An 18766-nucleotide genomic window follows, 5' to 3' on the forward strand; every position below is an offset into this window, starting at 1 on the left:
GGACGCGGCGACATAACGACTGACCCGGGTCCTCAAGCGTGCCGGCGTGCGACGATGGGCGGCCATTCCGGGCCCGGGGGCAGGCTACGCCCCCGGGTCCACCCAACTTCGCCCGGCCCGAGCATGACATTGCGTTCATAAAGAACTCGGCTCTCCGGGCATCCGTCACGCCCCGGCAACCTGATCGTCCCATTTGCTCCGGGAACACGATCTACCGTGGACACCGCAGCCCACCACTCGGCCACCGTCGCCCGAAGGCACTCCCCGCCCTCGTCCGGACAGGAGCCCCGTGTCCCGCCCCGTTCCCGCACTGCCGCCCTGGCTGGCCCATGCCCTCCGCGCCCAGCGCGGGCCCGTCCCCTGGAGCGCGGTCACCCGGGGTGCGCTGGCCGCCGGTCCGCTGCTGCTCGTCGCCGTCCTCACCGACCGCACCTCCCTCGGCGTCGTCGCCGCCATCGCCGCCATGCTCGCCGGGGTCAACGACCGGCCCGGCAGCCGACGGGCGGCTGTCCGGTGGCTCGGGGTGCCCGCGCTGGCCGGGGCCGCGGGGCTGCTCGTCGGGACGTACGCCGGACAGCACGTCGGAGCCGTGCCGCTGACCCTCGTCCTGACCGGGCTCGGATTCCTCGCCGGCGGCATGAGCGCCGTCGGGCCCGTCGCCTCCGGTGCCGGTACGCAGCTGCTCGTCGCCTCCGCCGTCGGAGCCGGTATGCCGCTGCCCGAGCCGGGGTGGCAGCGGGCCCTCGCCTTCCTCGCCGGGGCCGGTTGGCTGCTCGCGCTGCGGCTGGCCCTGCCCACGCCCGGTGCGATCGCGGGTGACTACCGGTTCGACGGGGAGCGGGACGCCGTCGCCGGGGTGTACGACGCCGTCGCCGAACTGCTGGATGCCGTGGGGACCGAGGCGGCCATCGCCCGGCGGGCCGCGCTCACCGGCGCCCTGGACCATGCGCAGGACGCGCTCGCCGGGCCCCGGCTGCGGCGGTACGCCGGCTCCGCGGCCGAACGCCGGCTGCACGCGCAGTACGCCGCCGCGCTGCCCCTCGCCGAGGCCGCGACCGCCCTGGCCTGGGCGGCGGAGGCCGTCGGTGAACGGGCCGGGGAAGGGCCCCGGCGCCTCGCCGCCGCCGTGCGGGGCAACCGTGGCACCGGTCCGCTGCCCGCACCTTCCCGGTCCGCTCCCGCCCTCCGTGCCCTGGACGACGCTCTCCTGCGCGCCGCCGAGGCCTTCGACCGGGCAGAGGGAGCGGAGCACCGGGTGTTCACCCGCCGTCGCCGCGCGCGGGACCTCGTCCGGGCCGCGCTCGGCACCGGCGGACGCGAGTACGGCCTGCGCGTCGCCCTCTGCTTCGGCGCCGCCGCAGCCATCGCCCAGGCCCTGCACCACGCCCGCTGGTACGGGCAGCACCAGCACTGGTACTGGCTCCCCGTCACCGCCGTCTTCCTCGTCAAGCCCGACCTCGGGCCGCTCGTGTCCCGGGTGCTGTGCCGGGCGGCGGGGACCGTGCTCGGCGCCCTCGTCTTCGCGGGCTTCGCCGCCGTGCTGCCCCGGCCCGAGGGGCTGGTCGCGCTGGTGGCCGTCAGCGGAGCGCTCATCCCCGTCGCCACCCGGCACTTCGCCGCCGTGACCGCCGTCGTCACCGTGCTCGTCCTCGCCCTGGTCATGGTCGGCGGGGAGCCGCAGGCCTCCGTCGGCCGGATCGGCGAGACGCTGCTGGCCTGCGCGATCGTGCTGATCGTCGGGCATCTGCCGATGCCGGGGGAGCGGGGCGGCGGCGTGCGAGCGCGGCTGGCGGCCGCCGGGAGTGCCGCGCGGGTCTATCTCGACCACGTCCTTGGCGAGTCCGACGACCGGACGGAGAGATGGGCCCTGCGGCGGGAGGCCTACCGCACCCTGTCCGAGGCCCGTACGGCCATCGCCCTCGCCGCCGCCGAGCTGCCCGCCCTCGCCCGGCACACCGAGGGCACGGACGCCGTCGCGGCCGTTCTCGAACGGCTGGTCGACACGACCACGGCGTGCGCCGTGCACCTCGACGACACGGGACGGCTCACGCCGCACCACACCGAGCGCCTCGACGAGCTGCTGGCCGAGCTGGAGCGGGGGTGGCAGCGGCTGGGGCTCCCGGCGGCGGCGCCGCGGATCCGCGCTTCGGCTCACACGACCCGATGACCCTGCCGTACGTTGGCGCAATGAGTCCCGCGCCCGCCGACCTCATCATCACCGGATGCACCGCCCTGGTGCACGACGACCAAGAACGGATCGGGTTTCGGGAGGACGCCGCGATCGTGGTACGGGACCGGGTCATCGACACGGTGACCGGCTCCGCGGCCGTACGCGACCTGCCCGCCGCCGAGCGCGTGGACGCCCGCGGCCAGGTCGCGATGCCCGGTCTGATCAACTGTCATACGCACGCTCCGATGGTGGCCCTGCGCGGCCTGGCCGAGGATCTGCCGACCGAGGAGTGGTTCAACGACGTCGTGTGGCCCGTCGAGTCCAACCTGACCGAGCGGGACGTGGAGCTGGGCGCGCGGCTGGCCTGCGCCGAGATGATCCGGGGCGGCGTCACCTGCTTCGCCGACCACTACTTCGCCATGGACGCGGTCGCCGCCGTCGTCGCCGAGTGCGGGATCAGGGCCCATCTGGGGGAGGCCTACTTCTCCTCCCAAGGAGCCGAAGGCAGGGAGAAGTCGCTGGAGTTCGCGCTGCGGCACCGGGGCGGCGCGGACGGTCGTATCACCACCGCCCTCGCCCCGCACGCCCCCTACACCGTCACGGACGACGACCTCACCGCCACCGCCGAACTCGCCCGCGCCCACGGCCTGCCCGTCCACATCCACGCCGCCGAGAACCGCGACCAGACCGAGGCCAGCCTCGCCCGGCACGGTATGACCCCGATCGAGGTCCTGGACCGCACCGGGCTCCTCGACACCGACCTGCTCGTCGCCCACGGCACCGGCATCGTCGAACGTGACCTGCCCCTGCTGGAGCGCACGCGGGGCCGTACGGCGGTGGCCACCGCGCCCCGCGGCTACCTCAGGTTCGGCTGGCCCACCACCACACCGGTACGGGCGCTGCGTTCCGTCGGCGTCCCGGTCGGACTCGCCACGGACGGCGCCGCCTCCAACAACTCTCTCGACGTGTGGGAGTCGATGACCCTGACGGCCCTGGCGCAGAAGTTCGCCGAGGGCGACCCGCGTTGGCTGACGTCCCGTCAAGTCCTGCACCACGCAACCCTCCAGAGCGCGCAAGCGGTCGGCCTGGGCGGCCGCGTCGGCGCCCTCGCGCCCGGCCGCCGGGCCGACATCGTCCTCGTCGACCTCACCGGACCGCACACCCAGCCCGTCCACGACCTCGCCGCCACCCTCGTGCACAGCGCACGCTCCTCCGACGTCCGCACCACCGTTGTCGACGGACGGATCCTGATGCGCGACCGCGAGCTGCTGACCATCGACGTGCCCACGGTGGTGAGGGAGTTGACGGAGCGGCTGCCGGCGCTCGTCGACCGGAGCCACGGGAAGCGCATCCAGGAATACTCCACCTGACGGTTCCCTAGGGTGGGTCCCATGAACCTTGCGGACGGCCTCATCGACCACCCCTACGACGTCTACGCGCGACTGCGCGACAGCGTGCCCGTGCACCGCATCACCGGGCCGGACGGCACCCCCGCCTGGCTCGTCACCCGCTACGAGGACGTCCGGGCGGCACTTGGCGACCCACGGCTGTCCCTGGACAAGGCGCATGCCACGGCGGGCACCTATAAGGGGTTCGCACTGCCGCCCGCCCTGGACGCCAACCTCCTCAACATGGACCCGCCCGACCACACCCGCATCCGCCGCCTGGTCTCCCGGGCCTTCACCCCGCGCCGTGTCGAGCACCTGCGCGAGCCGATCCGGCACACCGCAGACCGGCTCCTCGACGGATTCGGGCCGCACGGCACCATCGACCTGGTCGCCGCCTATGCGGCGCCCCTGCCCATCACCGTCATCTGCGACCTGCTCGGCATCCCGGACGAGCACCGTCTGGACTTCCGCGTCTGGACGGACACCCTGGTCGCTCCCGACCCGGCACGGCCCGGGGCAGGCCGGGAAGCGGTCGTCGCCATGCTCGGCTACCTCACCCGGCTCCTCGCGGACAAGCGCGCCGAACCCGCCGACGACCTGCTCTCCGACCTGATCGCCGTCCGCGACGAGGGCGACCGGCTCACCGAGGACGAGCTGATGTCGCTCGCCTTCCTCATCCTCTTCGCCGGGTACGAGAACACCGTCCAGCTCATCGGCAACGCGGTGCTCGCCCTGCTGCGGCACCCCGAGCAGCTCGCCGCGCTGCGCAAGGAGCCGGCGCAACTCCCGGCCGCCGTGGAGGAGTTCGCCCGCTACGAGGGTCCCGCCCTGTTCGGCATCAGGCGCTTTCCCACCGAGGACGTGACCATCGGAGGTGTCACCGTCCCGGCCGGCGAGACGGTATGGGTGTCGCTGTCCGCCGCCAACCGCGATCCCGCCCGCTTCCCGGACCCCGACCGCCTCGACCTCGGCCGCGACGCCTCCGGCCATCTCGCCCTCGGGCAGGGCATCCACTACTGCCTGGGTGCCCCACTGGCCCGCGCCGAGACCGAGATCGCGGTGGGTGCCCTGCTGGAACGGTTCCCGGACCTCGCCCTCGCCGACGAGGACATCCGGTGGCGCCCCTCCCTGCGGGCCCGCGGTCTGCTCGCGCTGCCGGTGACGTACTGAGAGGACTCCGGCACGGATGGTGTCCGCAATGCCGGAAAGTCAACGGATCCTCACCGTCCGCGTTGAGCCGGTGTCAAGTAGGTCTCAGTCACGTTACCGGGCGAGGCGTTTCTCCCTTCCGGAGCGTTAACTCCTACAAGAACGACGCTTTCTGGAGGTGCAGGATGGTGAACGGGCGAACAGTGCTCGAACGCTTTCCCGCCGGCGGACCGCGAGGCTCGTGGCCCGCCGAGGAGTTCGCTCACGCGCGACGCCTGGAGGGGCTGCCCGCCGAGGTCGTGATGGACCTGGCGACGGACACGTTCCTGGTGATCGTCCGCGGCGGCGAGACCGCGGACTAGAGAGCGGCGAGACCGCGGACCCGAGAGCGGCCGGACTGCGCACCGGTGACCCGTGCCGGTCAACCCGCCTTCGGCGCGGGGAGTTTCGCCGTGAACTGTTCGGCCTGGAGTCCGTACAGCTCCGCGTAGACACCGCCGCTGGCGAGGAGTTCGTCGGGGGTTCCGGACTCCACCAGGTGGCCCTGTTCGAGGACATGCACCAGGTCGGCGTGGCGTACCGACGCCAGCCGATGGGTGATCAGCACGACCGTCTGGCCGCTGCCCGCCAGTGCCCGGATCTTCTCGAAGACCTCCAGTTCGGCCCTGGCGTCCAGGGCCGCTGTCGGCTCGTCCACGATCAGGATGCGCCCGCGCCGGTACGCGGCGCGGGCGATGCCGAGGCGCTGCCATTGGCCGCCGGACAGCTCGTGCCCGCCGCTGAAGTTCCGCGCCAGCAGGGTGTCCAGACCGCGCGGCAGATCCGCGACGACGTCCTGGGCGCCCGCCTCGGCGACCGACGAGGCCAGGCGCTCCTCGGTGAGGGGCGCCGCGGAACGGCCGACGGCGACATTGACCTTCGCGGTGAAGGGCCAGCGCTTGAAGTCCTGGGCGACCATGGCGATGCGCTCGGCCAGTTCGTGCCGGTCGGCGGTCGCCGCGTCGACGCCGTCCCACATGATCCGGCCCCGGTCCGGCGTGTACAGGCCCGCCAGCAGTTTGACCAGGGTGGTCTTGCCCGAGCCGTTCTCGCCGACCAGCGCCACGATGCGGCCCAGCGGGAGGGTGAGCGAGACGTCGTCGAGGGCGGGCCGGGCGGCCTCACCCGGATAGGCGAAGGTGACGTTCTCGAACCGGATCTCCCTCGGATCCTCGGGCAGCGCCTCCCCGCCCACCGGGATCGCCCGCTCGGCCGCCTCGACATAGAGCCGCTGCAGATCGCCCACGAACAGGGCCTCCTCGTGCAGTTGGTTGATCTCCAGGACGAGCGTGTCGAGGCTCGCGGAGCCGGTGCGGATGGCGATGACCGCCGTACCGGCCACGGACAGCGCCATCGCCCCGGACAACAGCAGCGCGCCCAGGGTCGCGTACGTCGCGGTGGTCGCCAGGCCCGTCCAGGCCGCCGCGATCAGACCCGTGCGCGCCGCGAGCCGGGCCAGCCGGGCCTGCTCCGCCTCCGCCGTCTCCGACATCGCGCGGAAGTGCCGCAGCAGGAACGGGCCGACGCCGTGCACACGGATCTCCGGGGCGGCCTCCGGCTCGGTGAGCAGGGCGCTGATCAGATGCCCGGCGCGGGCGTGCTGCACCCAGGTGTGGAAGGACTCGTAGCGGCGCCGGGCGTTGGTCAGGGCACCCCAGGCGCTCGGCAGGGTCATGGTCACCAGCAGCGGCAGCAGGGCCGGGTGCAGCACGGTCAGTACGCCCGCCGCGGCCGCGAGCGAGATCACCGCGTTCACGACACGCGTGCCATACATGATCATGCGGCGGGCGGACCCGGCGCCGTACTGCGCGGTGTCCAGCAGCTTGTGGAAGGCGTGGTCCTCGATCGCGGACAGCTCCACGGCCGCCGCACGCTCCAGATACAGCTCGGTCGCCACCCGCTCCACCTTGGGCTCCAGGCGGCCGGTGGCGTACGTGGACGCGGCCCGCAGCAGGGCGCTCACGAGCATCACCGCGGCCATGGCCACCAGCGCGGGCGCGGCGCCGCGCAGCCGCTCCTCGATCGGGCCGGCGCCGATCAGCCGCCCCAGCACGCTGTTCACCGCCAGCAGGCTCACCGCCTGAGCCACGCCCCGGCCCGCCTCGGCGGCGAGCACGGTCCGCGCGGCCCGGGCGTCGGCCTGCCGGGCCAGCCGGAAACTCGACGCCAGCATGCCGGGCAACCGCGTCACCATGGCCCGGAAGTCCAGCTCCAGGAAGGCGTCCCGGTGCTGGTTCCATCCCATGTCGTACCGCAACGGCCCGCCGAACAGCAGTTGCTCCGACTCGGACACCTCGGGTTTGAGCCCGCCGTGCCTCCTACCCACTGTTGACCTCCCCCGGACGTGGACGGACGGCCACTATCGCGGGGCGGGCCTTTCGGGGGCAGAGCGCGTGGCGCGGCGACGGGAGCGCGCTGGCGTGCGCCCTGCCGGGAGTCGTCGGTCGTACATGCCCGGCCGTGCCGGCCGGGCAGGCGCACCGCTCATGCGCTGATCGGGCGTGACCAGTCCGGGGTCGTCCCGGTCACCCGGCACAGCGTCAGATACAGCGGGATCGGCGGGGTGTACGGAACCGTGCCGTCCGGCCGGTTGAGAAGGCGGGCGGCCTCGGGGATCGGGGCGCCGGGGGCGTAGTGGGCGGGGGCGGGCCAGGGCAGGGCGTAGTCCGAGTCGGACGGGACGATCCACCACCAGTGCGCCTCGTCGGCGTACACGCATCCCACGCGGGGCAACCGGGGCACGATCAGGGGCCCGAAGCGGCTCGGTATGGCCACCGCGTCGCAGCCGAGTGGCGCCGTCATGCCCGCGGGCAGCGGCAGGCGTCCGGTCGCGCCCGAAGTGGCCTGCTCGCGCCTCAGCCGGACCAAGGTGTCCAGGCCGAACACCTGTCCGGACCCGGGGGCGCCGCTCACGGCCACTCCGGCAGCGTACGGCGCCGGGCCTCGGCCTGGGACCCCACGCGGTGCCGCGTGCGGGCCTCCTCCTCGTCCGAGCCGTTGGACTGGCCAGGTCTGGGACGTGGTGCGCCCCAGCCCAGGTCGTTGCGCGGCTCGGCCACGTCATGGGCGGCGTCGGTCTGGCGCGGCACTTCGGCCCAGACCAGCAGCCCGGGACCGTACTCCTGGGCTCCCCAGGCCTGGCACACGGCGTCGACGAGGAACAATCCCCTCCCGTGCTCCTCCTCGGGCCGCTGCGGCGACGGGTGGGGCTCACCCGGGGCGCAACCCTCGTCGCGCACGGCTATGCGCACCGTGTCGTCGTGGTCGTGCAGTTCGCACACCACGCGACTGCTCGCGGTGTGCACGATCGCGTTGGTGACCAGCTCGGATATGACCAGGGCCGCCGTGTCGCAGGTGTCCGCGCAGACCGACCAGCCGGTCAGCCGGGCGCGCGTGACGCGTCTCGCCTGCGCGGGAGAACCCGGATGTGCGGCCAGCTCGAACCGGAACCTGCGCGCGACAGCGGCCCCACCTGGGGCGACTCCCACGTCGGCGCCGAGGCCGGAACGGTCTGCGGCGGCGTCTGTTCCTAAAGGCGCGGACGGAATCACGCTTGCCACTATCTCCCCGCCGTGAACACTTGGCAAGTGTCACTATGAAAAATGCAGAGTGCTGTATGACGCGGTGAAGGGCCGTGGCACACTGCTCGCAACAGCACCTCGGGCGGCGCCAGTTGGGATCAATCGGGGATCCGTCGGATCTTTCGAATGAGTCTTCGAATGGCGCCGCAGGGCTGTCAGCATTCGTTCGTGGAGGTGGGAGCGTGAGCGAACCGCGGTCCGCGCCGACGGTGGGGCAGGTCGTCCTGGGGCGGCGCCTGCTGGACCTGCGGGAACGGGCCGGGCTCAAGCGCGAGGAGGCCGCCCGCATCCTCCGTGTCGCCCCCGCCACCGTCCGCCGTATGGAGATGGCCGAGGTCGCCCTCAAAATCCCGTACCTGCAGCTGCTCCTGAAGGCCTACGGCGTCCCCGACGAAGAGGCCGACCTCTTCGTCCAGTTGGCCGAGGAGGCGAACAGGCCGGGCTGGTGGCAGCGGTTCCACGACATCCTGCCGGGCTGGTTCTCCATGTACGTCAGCCTGGAGGGCGCCGCCGGCCTCATCCGCTCCTACGAGCCGCACTTCGTGCCCGGGCTGCTGCAGACCGAGGACTACGCGCGCGGGGTGCTGAAGTCGGGAGCCATCGGCCAGACCAGCCCCGAGGACATCGAGCGCCATGTCGCGCTGCGCATGCAGCGCCAGGAACTGCTCACCCGTCCCGAAGCCCCGCGCTTCTGGGCGGTGATGGACGAGACCGCCCTGCGCCGCCCGGTCGGCGGCCCGGAGGTGATGCGCGCACAGATCGACAAGCTGCTCGACGCTACGAAGCTGCCCAACGTGACGCTCCAGATCGCCCCGTTCGCCAACGGGCCGCATCCGGGCACGTACGGGCCCTTCGTGCTGTTCCGATTTGCCATGTCAGAACTGCCGGACATGGTCTACAGCGAGTACCTGACCGGCGCCGTCTACCTGGACGCGCGCTCCGAGGTGGCGACCCACCTGGAGGTCATGGACCGCATGGCGGCGCAGGCCGCTACGGCACATCGCACGAAGGAGATCCTCCGGGATCTCCGCAAGGAGTTGTGAATGGATCGCATCAAGTCCCAGACCGGGCCACGCAACCGCGACGAGCGGATCTACAACGGCATGCCCGCACGGGAGTTGGGCAGCGAGGGCTGGCACAAGCCGTGGAGCGGCGGAAACGGAGGCAACTGCCTGGAGGCGATGAAGCTGGCCGACGGCCGGATCGCCGTCCGTCAGTCGACCGACCCGGACGGACCGGCACTGATCTACACCTCGGACGAGATGACCGCCTTCATCGAGGGCGCGAAGGCGGGGGAGGCGGACTTCCTGCTGTCATGACCAGCCCGTTGTTCTTGATTGTTGCTCAACTTCCCTATCTTGGTACTGACTTGAATCTTGGTACTGACTTGATCACCAACCGCGTCGGACCCTTACGGAGTGCCGCATGACCGGGCAGGACCCCACGACCGCCGGCCGGATCGACACCAGCAGGCCGCACCCCGCGCGCATGTACGACTGGTACCTCGGCGGCAAGGACAACTACCCCGTCGACGAGGAGATGGGCCGGCAGATGCTGGCCCTCGAACCCCGGGTGCCGGTGATGGCCCGGGTCAACCGCGCGTTCATGCACCGCGCCACGCGCTGGCTGGCCCGGAACGGGGTGCGCCAGTTCCTGGACATCGGCACCGGCATACCGACCGAGCCCAACCTGCACCAGATCGCCCAGTCGGTCGCGCCCGACGCCCGCGTCGTCTACTGCGACAACGACCCGGTCGTGCTGGCCCACGCGGCTGCCCTGCTGCGCAGCACACCCGAGGGCGCGACCGAGTATCTGCAGGCCGACGTGCGCGATCCGGCCGCCATCGTCGAGGGTGCCAAACAGACCCTGGACTTCGGCCGGCCGGTCGCGCTCTCGCTCGTCGCCCTCCTCCACTTCGTCCCGGACGAGGACGGCGCCCATGAGCTGGTCCGGCGGCTGCTGTCCGAACTGGCCCCGGGCAGCCACCTGGTGATGACCCACGCCACCGCCGACTTCACCCCTGAGGAGTCGGCGGTGGCCACCGCCAAGCTCAAGGCGGCGGGCGTGACCCTGGCACTGCGCTCCCGCGAGGAGTTCACCCGCTTCTTCGACGGGCTGGAACTGGTGGACCCCGGCGTCGAGATCGTGCACAAGTGGCACCCCGAGCTGGGCGAACCGGTGCCCGGACAGGACGACGGGGTGATTCCGGGGTACGGGGCGGTGGGGCGGAAGGGGTAGTCCGGTCCCGGATCGTCATCCGGGCGGCAGTACGGCGCACAGTGCCTCCAGCGCCGCTCCGTAGGCGTGTTCCGAGGGCGTCGCGTACCCGACCACCAGACCGTCGGCCGCACGCTCCTCGGCCGCCGGGTGCCGGAACCCGGCCAGCCCGTCGAGGGCGATGCCGTGCCAGGCGGCAGCCTTGACGGCGGACCGCTCGGTGCCGGGCGGCAGCCGGAGCACCGCGTGCAGCCCGGCCGCCACGCCGGTGACCTCGACGTGGGGTGCCCGTTCGGCGAGCGCCTCGACCAGCCGGTCACGGCGGCGTCGGTAGCGCTGCCGCATGCGTCGCACATGACGGTCGTACGACCCGGAGACCACGAAGTCCGCGAGGGCCAGCTGGTCCAGGACGCTCGCCCACGCCTCGCGCTCGCCCTTGGCCGCCAGCACGGCGTCGACGTACCGCTCCGGCAGGACCATCCACCCCAGCCGCAACGCGGGCGACAGGCTCTTGCTGACCGAGCCGATGTGGATCACCCGGTCGGGGTCGAGGCCCTGGACCGCCCCGACCGGCTTGCGGTCGTAGCGGAACTCCCCGTCGTAGTCGTCCTCCAGCACCACCGTGCCACGCGCGCGTGCCCAGTCGATCACCGCGGCCCGGCGCTCGGCGTGCAGCGGGCCGCCGGTGGGGAACTGGTGCGCGGGCGTGAGCAGCACGGCCCGCTCACGCCCCAGCCGGTCCACCCGTGCGCCGTGCTCGTCCAGCGGAAGCGGCACCGTCCGCACACCGGCCGCCGTCAGCAGGTCGCGGTGGAACCCCAGCCCGTACGCCTCCACGGCCAGCGGGCCGCGCAGCACTCCGCCGCCCGGGTCGCCCTGCCCGCGCTGTCCGAACAGCAGCCGCAGCGCATGCGCGAAGCCGGAGCAGATCACGATCCTGCCGGGCTCGGTGCGCACGCCACGCGCGCGTGCCAGATACTCCGTGAGGGCCTCCCGCAGTTCGAGCCGCCCGGTGGGGTCGCCGGGCCCGAACGCCTCGGTGGGTGCCGCCTGGAGCGCCCGCCGGTACGACGCCGCCCAGGCCGTCCGCGGGAACGCCGACGCGTCCGGAGTGCCCTGTCTGAAGTCGTGCCGCGGCCCACGCGCGCGTGGAGGTGGCTGTGGAGGTGCCTTTCTGGGCACGCGTACGGCGTGTCGCAGCGGCTCGGCCCGCTCGGCGACCCGGGTGCCGGAACCCTGTCGTGCGGTCAGCCAGCCCTCCGCGACGAGCTCCGCATACGCGTCGGCGACCGTGTTGCGGGCCACGCCGAGGTCGGCCGCGAGCGAGCGGTACGGCGGCAGGCGGGTGCCGGCGGCCAGCCGCCCGCTGCGCACGGCCTCGCGCAGCGCGCGGATCAACGCGGCCCGCCGCCCGCCCGGCCCGGACAGCTCCAGATGCAGGTCAGCACCGATCCGCTCCGCCGAATTGACCCACGATTCCGTCATGAAAATGCACCCTACAGAGGGTCTTTCCGGACCGTAGGTTGAAGGACATGACGACGAACACGACGGACCCGACCGACGTCTCCTCCCACGCCGCCTCTCGCGCCGCCTCCGCCATCGCCACCGCCGTTGACGAGCGGTCCCGCCTCGACTTCGCCAAGGCCGCACCGAAGGTCTTCCGCGCCCTCGTCGGTTTCGACGCCGCCGCCCGCGCAGGCCTCGACCCGGCCCTCGTCGAGCTGATCCAGATCCGCGCCTCGCACCTCAACCACTGCGCGTACTGCCTGCACATGCACACCAACGACGCCCGCAAGGCCGGCGAGAGCGAGGACCGGCTGCACATGGTCGCCGTGTGGCGCGAGGCCCGGCACTTCTTCACCGAGAAGGAGCAGGCCGCGCTCGCCCTGACCGAGGCGGTCACCCTGGTGGCCGACGCCGGCGTCCCGGACGACGTCTACGCCGAGGCCGCCGCCCGCTTCACCGAGGAGGAACTGGCCCAGGTCATCGCCCTGATCCTCACCATCAATACCTGGAACAGGGTGGCCCTGTCGACGGCGAAGGTTGCGGGGACGGACGAGCGCCGCTAGCCGACGCGCAAGCAGGGGCGCGAGCACGGGGGTTGGGCGACGGGTGCGTGGCCGGGCTACACGTGCATGGGACGGTCGTACGGCGATATCGGCGTCGGCAGCCGAGAGCTGCCCGTCAGATAGTGGTCGACCGCGGCCGCCACCGCCCGCCCCTCCGCGATCGCCCACACGATCAGCGACTGCCCGCGCGCGGCGTCCCCGGCGGCGAACACGCCGGGGACGTTGGTCGCGAAGCCGGCGTCCCGGGCGAGCGTGCCGCGGGGCTCCAACTCCAGCCCCAGCTGGTCGATGAGCCCGTCCTCCCGGTCGGGCCCGGAGAAGCCGAGGGCGAGCAGTACGAGGTCGACGGGGAGCGTCCGCCCGGTGCCCGGCACGGGCTGCCGCGTGGCATCCACCTCGACCAGGTGCAGCGACCGCACATGCCCCGTCCCGTCCCCGGTGAAGTGGAGCGTCGACGCCGCGAACAGTCGAGCGTCGGCGTCCGCGGCGGGCGCCGTCCCCAGATCGCGCGCCTCCTCGTGCGCGGCCGACAGCCGGTAGATCTTCGGGTACGTCGGCCAGGGCTCGACGTCCTCGTCCCGCTCGGCACCCGGCTGGGCGTAGATGTCCAGCTGGGTCACGGACGCGGCGCCCTCCCGCACCGCGGTCCCCAGACAGTCCGCCCCGGTGTCGCCGCCGCCCACGATGACGACGTGCTTGCCGGCGGCGGACATCGGCGAGGCCTCCAGGTCCCCCTCGCACACCCGGTTGGACAGCGGCAGATACTCCATCGCCTGGTGTATCCCGTTGAGTTCGCGCCCCGGCACGGCCAGCTCGCGCCTGGCGGTGGCCCCCGTGGCGATGACGACGGCGTCGTAGCGCGACCTCAACTCGGCCGCGCCGATGTCCCGCCCGATCGCCGTCGACGTACGGAACTTGGTGCCCTCGGCGCGCATCTGCTCCAGCCGCCGCTCCAGATGCCGCTTCTCCATCTTGAACTCGGGGATGCCGTAACGCATCAGCCCGCCGAGCCGGTCGTCCCTCTCGTACACGGCGACGGTGTGTCCGGCCCGGGTCAACTGCTGGGCCGCGGCCAGTCCCGTGGGCCCCGATCCGATCACCGCGACCGTCCGCCCGGACAGCCGGTCCGGCGGCCTGGGCGGCACGAACCCCTGCTCCCACGCCCGGTCGCCGATCGCGCACTCGACGTTCTTGATGGTGACGGCCGGCTGGTTGATCGCGAGCACGCATCCCGCCTCGCACGGCGCCGGACACAACCGCCCCGTGAACTCGGGGAAGTTGTTCGTGGCGTGCAGCCGGTCACTGGCCGCCCGCCAGTCCTCCCGCGACACCAGGTCGTTCCACTCGGGGATCAGATTGCCCAGCGGGCAGGCGCTGTGGCAGAACGGGACACCGCAGTCCATGCAGCGGTCGGCCTGCTTGCTGATGATGGGCAGCAGCGCCCCCGGGACGTAGACCTCGTCCCAGTCCCTGACCCGCTCCTCGACGGGCCTGCGCGGCCACTCCTGGCGCGGTGTGGTCATGAAACCCTTGGGATCGGCCATGGTCGTCTTCCTTGCGTGCACATACGACGGGCCGTGCGGCATCGGGCGCACTCTTTCGGCCACGATACGTCCCCCCGGCCATATGTGCAGAGTGGTGGACAGCGCTTTCTGCGGGGCCTTTCTCAGGCGTGGGCCAGACGGGGGCGGGCCGTCTCCGAGGTCGTCCTCAGGTGAGTGCCAGCACATACACCACCGCGGCGGCGGCCGAGGCCGCTGTCCGCACGTGGTTCCACGCGGTCCACTCGCGCACATACGTCGGCCAGTAGGCGGTGGCCTCCGGGGTGCCGGGGTCCAGCTTGAGCAGGGCGTCGTTGCGGGGCACGTTCGCCATCACGGTCAGCCCGAACGAGCCGAACAGATACAGCGCGCTGCCCAGCAGCAGCTCCACCTTCCCCTCGTCCGGCCACAGCACGAACGTCACCACCGCGATCATCGCGCACAGCACCGCCGACCCGGCGAACACGAGCATGAAAGCGGGTGTCACGGCGGCCACGTTGATCGCGTTCATCGCGGCGACGCCCTGCGCGGGTGGCAGCGAGGCCAGCCCCCTCATCACGAATGTCGAGAACCCGCAGAAGACTCCGGCGACCAGCCCGGTCCCGAGAACGCCCAACAGGATCAGTACGAAAAACGGCCCGTCGATCATGATCAACGCCCACTCCCGCCTCCGAGCCGGGCCGCGCCCGGCACCGTCATCACCTCAAGTGAATTCCCACCCGGGAACGGTTCCCATGGCTGAGAGACGCGGTGACATACGCGTGCGTCCAGAAAGGGGTCTGCGGTCCGCGGAAGTCCCCGGTCCGTGGATCTCAGCCCACGTCCTCCGCTCCTGCGCCCCGCCACCCCCGCAGTACCGTCTCCACTCCCGCGGCGATCCGCCGCCGCGCCTCGTGCCGGGCCACCCCGCTCATCAGCAGTTGGTCGTACGGCGTGTCCACGTGCCGTACGGACGCCACGACCGCCGAGATCACCGCGCCCTCGGACAGCGCCCGTCCCGCGGCGCTCCGCCCGACCCGGCCACTGCCCCGCGCCGAGGCGTGCCCGGCCATCGCATGGGCCCGGTCGGCCGGGCAGCCGGGATACAGCCGCAGGATCTCCGCCGCGAACGCCTCCGCGAACCGCGCGTCCTCCGCCGCCCTGCGCCGCGCGTCCCGCGCCCGGCGGCGCCGCCGCGCCTCCCAGTCGGCCAGGCACCGCTCCTCGGCCCGGGCCAGGGCCGCCTCCTCCACGAGAACGCCCTGCCGCTCGTAGCGGCCCTTGCGCCGGTTGAACCGCACCACCACCGCCGACAGCCCGCTCTCCTCCCGCGACCTGCGGGTCAACGCCGTGTCACCGCGCGGCAGGAACACCAGATGCCCGAGGTCGGCGCAGTCGAGGCAGCGCGGTGCGCCGTCCTCCAGCACGAGCAGCGACAACGGCCCGCGACGGCAGGCGGCGCACTGCTTGCGCCGGAGCGGCTGGACGACGAGAAGTCCACTGCGGTACGGGTGAGTTGCGAGGCGCGCCATAACCGGTTCCTTCCCCGCGCGGCCCGGGAATTCCCGTGGATCGAGTGCGGCCGCGCATCCGCTCTCGCCGCACGACCGGCTCTCCCGGTCCCCGCCCACCGGCGAATCCACGGCCACCCGGCATCATGGCGACTGTGCGACTCGAAGCGATCACCTGGGACAGGCTCGGCGAGCTGCTGGCCGAGCGGCTGCTGGACCTGAAGCCCGCCGACGGCGGCCCGTGGCCGCGTGTCGCCTTCGACGGCGCGCCGGCGGCCCGCCCGGGCGACCTCGCGGAGCGTGTCGCGGAGGAACTGCGCGTGCGCGGTCGGCCCTCGCTCGTCGTGGGTGCCGAGGGCTTTCTGCGCCCGGCCTCGCTCCGGCTGGAGCACGGCCGCCGGGACGTGGAGTCGTACTACAGCGGCTGGTTCGACACCGCCGCCCTGTGGCGCGAGGTCTTCGGGCCGCTCGAACCCGGCGGGGACGGCCGTGTCCTGCCCGACCTGTGGGACCCGGCCACCGACCGGGCCACCCGCAGTTCCTACGTCCAACTCCCGTCCGGTGGAATCCTGTTGCTCCATGGCCCCCTCCTTCTGCAGCACTGGTTCCCTTTCGATCTGAGCGTTCATCTCCTCCTCTCGCCGGGCGCCCTGCGCCGCCGCACACCCGACGCCGAGCACTGGACCCTGCCCGCCTTCGACCGCTACGCGGACGAGATCGATCCCGCCGCGACGGCGGACGTCCTGGTGCGGGCCGACGACCCCCGCCATCCGGCGTGGAACGGCTGATCCGGCGGGCCAACGATCTCCGAAACCCCTTTTATATGCGCATGCATTTAATTACGCTGGTGCCATGACGATCTCCTCAAGCGATCCCGATTCCTCCGACGACTCCGTTTCCTTCGGCGACTCCGTCCGTGCCCTCCTCGACGGCAAGAACTTCGCCAGCGTCGCCACCCTCGGCCCCGACGGCGCCCCGCAGAACTCCGTGGTGTGGATCAAACGCGAGGGCGACACCGTGCTCTTCTCCTCCGTCGACAACCGCCAGAAGGTGCGCAACCTCCGCCGTGACCCGCGCATCAGCCTGTCGGTCTTCGACCTGGCCAACCCCTATGCGTCGGCCGAGATCCGCGGCACCGCCGAGATCCTCCCGGACGAGGGCAAGCGGCTCCCGAACGAGCTCTCGCACAAGTACCTGGGCATCGACCCGCCCGCCGAGAAGGACGACGAGGTCCGCGTGATCGTCAGGATCGTCCCGCGGAGGATCGTGGCCTTCTCGGTCTGAGGTGCGGCCACCGGGCCGGGCGCGCGACAATGAAGTGCGCCGGGACCTGCGGTGCGTCCCGCGCCGCGCCGGCCCGAGCGGCACCGGGAGGTACACCATGACCACCGCCGGAGACATCATGCACCGGGGCGCCCAGTGGATCCCCGCCCATGAAACCCTGGACCGCGCCGCCCAGTTGATGCGCGAACTGGGTGTCGGCGCCCTTCCCATCAGTGACCAGAACGAACGGCTCTGCGGCATCCTGACCGACCGCGACATAGTCGTCGGCTGCGTGGCCCTCGGACACGACCCGGCCAAGGTCACCGCGGGCGAGCTGGCGCAGGGCACGCCCCGCTGGATCGAGGCGAGCGCCGACGTGCGCGACGTGCTCCGGGAGATGAAGGAGCACCAGATCCGCCGGCTCCCCGTCATCGACAACAAGCGTCTCGTCGGCATGATCAGCGAGGCCGATCTCGCCCGGAGCCTGGACGAGGGCCAGATCGCCGCCTTCACCGAGAGCGTCTACGCAAGGACCGCCCCGAGCGCCCACTGACCCCACGCCCGGTGCCGCGGGACCGCCCCGTGCCGCTCAGAGCCAGCCGTTGCGCCGGAATCCCCGGTACAGCACCAGGCAGGCCACGGATATGACGACGATGACCAGCGGATAGCCGAACCGCCAGTGCAGCTCAGGCATGTGCTCGAAGTTCATGCCGTAGACCCCGCACACCATCGTCGGCACGGCGATCACCGCGGCCCAGGCCGTGATCTTCCGCATGTCCTCGTTCTGCGCGACCGTCACCTGCGCCAAGTGCGCCTGCAGGATCGAGTTGAGCAGTTCGTCGAAGGCCGCGATCTGTTCCTTGGCCCGCATCAGATGGTCGAGGACGTCCCTGAAGTAGGCCTGTATCTCCGGGGCGACCACCCGTATCGGCCGGGTGGCCAGATCCTCGACGGGGCGGGCGAGCGGCACCACGGCCCGCTTCAGTTCAAGGAGTTCACGCTTGAGCTGGTAGATCCGCCCGGGGTCGGCCCGCGCGCCGTTCTCGGCGAACACGTCCATCTCGACCTGGTCGATGTCGGCCTGCACCGCGTCCGTGACATTCAGATAGTCGTCGACCACATGGTCCGCGATCGCGTGCAGGACCGCCGCCGGCCCCTTGACGAGCTGCTGCGGGTCCGACTCCAGCTCCTCGCGCAGCGGCCCCAGTGAGCCGTGCCGCCCGTGCCGTACCGTGATCACGAAGTCCTGGCCGACGAACACCATGATCTCGCCGGTGTTCACGACCTCGCTGGTCGCCGTCAGCTGTTCGTGCTCGACGTAGCAGACCGTCTTGAACACCGCGAACAGCGTGTCGCCGTACCGCTCCAGCTTCGGGCGCTGATGGGCCTCGACCGCGTCCTCCACCGCCAGCGGGTGCAGGTCGAACAGCTCGGCGATGCCCGCGAACTCGAGGTCCGTCGGCTCGTGCAGGCCCAGCCACACGAATCCGTCACCGTACTTGCGCACCCTCTCCACGGTGTCCACCAGATCGCTGCCTCCCGGTACCCGGACCCCGTCCCGGTACGTCACGCAGTTGACCACCGACGAGCCGAGCGGTGACCGGGCGGGGTGGCTCAGGTCGACCCGCGGCCGCCGCCGGGCCAGCCGTGCCACCTTGCGCAGGCCGCTGACCCTGCCCAGGTCGCGGACCTTCCGCAGATTCCCTGCCATTGACATCTGGCTCTCCTTGCGTGGCTCTCCTCGCGCCGTGCTGCCGCGCCTTGGCGGGAAAGTCTGCCAGGTCGGCGTGAGGTGCGGGTAAGCCTGTGGGAGCAGGCGATTCCGCTTTGTTCCCGGCTGTGGACAAGGCATTCCCAGC

At 72.1% G+C, this 18766-nt stretch carries 19 protein-coding genes; 11 read left to right on the plus strand and 8 right to left on the minus strand.

Features of this window, described 5'->3' with window-relative positions; genetic code table 11:
• Positions 1-289 precede the first annotated feature (289 nt).
• From ACZ4EG_RS15755 to ACZ4EG_RS15770, 4 genes are all read left to right on the plus strand, one after another.
• Positions 290-2167: an FUSC family protein gene (locus ACZ4EG_RS15755; RefSeq protein WP_467791003.1), complete on the plus strand. Its 1878-nt coding sequence runs from the start codon at positions 290-292 to the stop codon at positions 2165-2167.
• Positions 2168-2187: 20 nt separating this feature from the next.
• Positions 2188-3540 (plus strand): amidohydrolase, encoded by a 1353-nt coding sequence (locus ACZ4EG_RS15760; RefSeq protein ID WP_467791004.1) that lies wholly within the window; start codon positions 2188-2190, stop codon positions 3538-3540.
• A gap of 21 nt (positions 3541-3561) precedes the next feature.
• The gene (locus ACZ4EG_RS15765; protein WP_467791005.1) at positions 3562-4728 is read left to right on the plus strand and encodes a cytochrome P450 family protein; all 1167 of its coding nucleotides are present in this window, start codon (positions 3562-3564) and stop codon (positions 4726-4728) included.
• A gap of 164 nt (positions 4729-4892) precedes the next feature.
• Positions 4893-5069 carry a hypothetical protein gene (locus ACZ4EG_RS15770; RefSeq protein ID WP_363297178.1) on the plus strand — a complete coding sequence of 59 codons (177 nt, stop codon included), beginning with the start codon at positions 4893-4895 and terminating at the stop codon, positions 5067-5069.
• A 59-nt stretch (positions 5070-5128) separates the two neighbouring features.
• Here the strand turns inward: ACZ4EG_RS15770 and ACZ4EG_RS15775 are convergent, their stop codons facing one another.
• The 3 genes from ACZ4EG_RS15775 to ACZ4EG_RS15785 form a co-directional block, all read right to left on the minus strand.
• On the minus strand, positions 5129-6991 hold the full coding sequence (locus tag ACZ4EG_RS15775; RefSeq protein ID WP_453548628.1) for an ABC transporter ATP-binding protein: 1863 nt from the start codon (positions 6989-6991) through the stop codon (positions 5129-5131).
• A gap of 239 nt (positions 6992-7230) precedes the next feature.
• Positions 7231-7665 (minus strand): hypothetical protein, encoded by a 435-nt coding sequence (locus tag ACZ4EG_RS15780; RefSeq protein WP_453548227.1) that lies wholly within the window; start codon positions 7663-7665, stop codon positions 7231-7233.
• Positions 7656-8306 (minus strand): ATP-binding protein, encoded by a 651-nt coding sequence (locus tag ACZ4EG_RS15785; RefSeq protein WP_467791006.1) that lies wholly within the window; start codon positions 8304-8306, stop codon positions 7656-7658. Before ACZ4EG_RS15785 ends, ACZ4EG_RS15780 begins: the two co-directional genes overlap by 10 nt.
• A 203-nt stretch (positions 8307-8509) precedes the next feature.
• Here ACZ4EG_RS15785 and ACZ4EG_RS15790 point away from each other — a divergent pair, with 203 nt between their 5' ends.
• The 3 genes from ACZ4EG_RS15790 (at position 8510) to ACZ4EG_RS15800 (ending at position 10565) form a co-directional block, all read left to right on the plus strand.
• Positions 8510-9370 carry a helix-turn-helix domain-containing protein gene (locus ACZ4EG_RS15790; protein WP_453548231.1) on the plus strand — a complete coding sequence of 287 codons (861 nt, stop codon included), beginning with the start codon at positions 8510-8512 and terminating at the stop codon, positions 9368-9370.
• Positions 9371-9646: a DUF397 domain-containing protein gene (locus ACZ4EG_RS15795; RefSeq protein WP_363297182.1), complete on the plus strand. Its 276-nt coding sequence runs from the start codon at positions 9371-9373 to the stop codon at positions 9644-9646. It begins immediately after the preceding gene.
• A gap of 106 nt (positions 9647-9752) precedes the next feature.
• The gene (locus ACZ4EG_RS15800; protein ID WP_467791007.1) at positions 9753-10565 is read left to right on the plus strand and encodes an SAM-dependent methyltransferase; all 813 of its coding nucleotides are present in this window, start codon (positions 9753-9755) and stop codon (positions 10563-10565) included.
• 15 nt (positions 10566-10580) lie between these two features.
• Here ACZ4EG_RS15800 and pdxR read toward each other — a convergent pair whose 3' ends face one another.
• A complete protein-coding gene (gene pdxR, locus ACZ4EG_RS15805) occupies positions 10581-12029 on the minus strand; it encodes a MocR-like pyridoxine biosynthesis transcription factor PdxR (RefSeq protein WP_467791008.1) in 1449 nt (482 codons plus the stop codon).
• Positions 12030-12076: 47 nt separating this feature from the next.
• On the opposite strand from pdxR, the gene ACZ4EG_RS15810 reads away from it, so the two are divergent.
• Positions 12077-12613 carry a carboxymuconolactone decarboxylase family protein gene (locus ACZ4EG_RS15810; RefSeq protein ID WP_453548238.1) on the plus strand — a complete coding sequence of 179 codons (537 nt, stop codon included), beginning with the start codon at positions 12077-12079 and terminating at the stop codon, positions 12611-12613.
• A 56-nt stretch (positions 12614-12669) separates the two neighbouring features.
• Here the strand turns inward: ACZ4EG_RS15810 and ACZ4EG_RS15815 are convergent, their stop codons facing one another.
• From ACZ4EG_RS15815 to ACZ4EG_RS15825, 3 genes are all read right to left on the minus strand, one after another.
• Complete coding sequence (locus ACZ4EG_RS15815; protein WP_467791009.1) at positions 12670-14157, minus strand: glutamate synthase subunit beta; 1488 nt, start codon at positions 14155-14157, stop codon at positions 12670-12672.
• 166 nt (positions 14158-14323) lie between these two features.
• Positions 14324-14803 carry an anthrone oxygenase family protein gene (locus ACZ4EG_RS15820; protein WP_453548242.1) on the minus strand — a complete coding sequence of 160 codons (480 nt, stop codon included), beginning with the start codon at positions 14801-14803 and terminating at the stop codon, positions 14324-14326.
• A gap of 163 nt (positions 14804-14966) precedes the next feature.
• Positions 14967-15665 (minus strand): DUF2293 domain-containing protein, encoded by a 699-nt coding sequence (locus tag ACZ4EG_RS15825; protein ID WP_467791010.1) that lies wholly within the window; start codon positions 15663-15665, stop codon positions 14967-14969.
• Positions 15666-15799: 134 nt separating this feature from the next.
• Here ACZ4EG_RS15825 and ACZ4EG_RS15830 point away from each other — a divergent pair, with 134 nt between their 5' ends.
• From ACZ4EG_RS15830 to ACZ4EG_RS15840, 3 genes are all read left to right on the plus strand, one after another.
• The gene (locus tag ACZ4EG_RS15830; protein ID WP_467791011.1) at positions 15800-16432 is read left to right on the plus strand and encodes a nucleoside/nucleotide kinase family protein; all 633 of its coding nucleotides are present in this window, start codon (positions 15800-15802) and stop codon (positions 16430-16432) included.
• A 64-nt stretch (positions 16433-16496) separates the two neighbouring features.
• Positions 16497-16928 (plus strand): PPOX class F420-dependent oxidoreductase, encoded by a 432-nt coding sequence (locus tag ACZ4EG_RS15835; RefSeq protein ID WP_467791012.1) that lies wholly within the window; start codon positions 16497-16499, stop codon positions 16926-16928.
• Positions 16929-17025: 97 nt separating this feature from the next.
• Positions 17026-17460, plus strand: coding sequence for a CBS domain-containing protein (locus ACZ4EG_RS15840; RefSeq protein ID WP_453548249.1), 435 nt, complete (start codon positions 17026-17028; stop codon positions 17458-17460).
• A gap of 36 nt (positions 17461-17496) precedes the next feature.
• Here the strand turns inward: ACZ4EG_RS15840 and ACZ4EG_RS15845 are convergent, their stop codons facing one another.
• A complete protein-coding gene (locus ACZ4EG_RS15845; protein ID WP_453548252.1) occupies positions 17497-18624 on the minus strand; it encodes a magnesium and cobalt transport protein CorA in 1128 nt (375 codons plus the stop codon).
• Positions 18625-18766: the final 142 nt, after the last annotated feature.

The organism is Streptomyces sp. NPDC025638 (assembly GCF_055558775.1).